Raw genomic sequence first — 440 nt, forward strand, 5'->3', positions numbered from 1 at the left:
GTGTGGAGGTAGGCCTCGGCGCGGCCGATGGGCTGGGTGCCGGTGAGGGTGACGACGCGGCACAGGCCGTGGGGGGTGGTCCAGAGCCAGCGGTCGGGTCCGAGGGGTTTGACCTGGTAGCCGAGGTGTGTTTTGGCGCGGTGGTGTCTGCGGGTGAGGGGGAGGGCGTTGTGGTCGCCGGTTTGGCTGGGTGGCCCGTTGGGGTCGTAGGGGATGGGGTGGTCGAGGTCGATGTTGCGGGTGGAGCCGGTGGAGTGGGGGAATCTGTCGCCGCCGGTGCGGAGCAGGCAGCGTTCGCGGACGTCGGCGGGGTGGGTGTAGCTGTTGATGGCGCGGCCGACGTGGAGGTCGATGACGGGTGTGAGGGTGATGCGGGTGTGGCCGAGGAGGTCGGCGAGTCGCTCGAGCAGGAGGGGTCCGAGGTCTTCGACGTCGGCGAC

The 440-nt window shown here is 70.5% G+C and carries 1 pseudogene; it reads right to left on the minus strand.

Going from position 1 to position 440, the window contains the following annotated elements:
* Nucleotides 1-440: pseudogene (locus tag ACYQ1K_RS27950) on the minus strand (hypothetical protein); the annotation flags it as partial.

Source organism: Nocardioides sp. AN3, assembly GCF_054653495.1.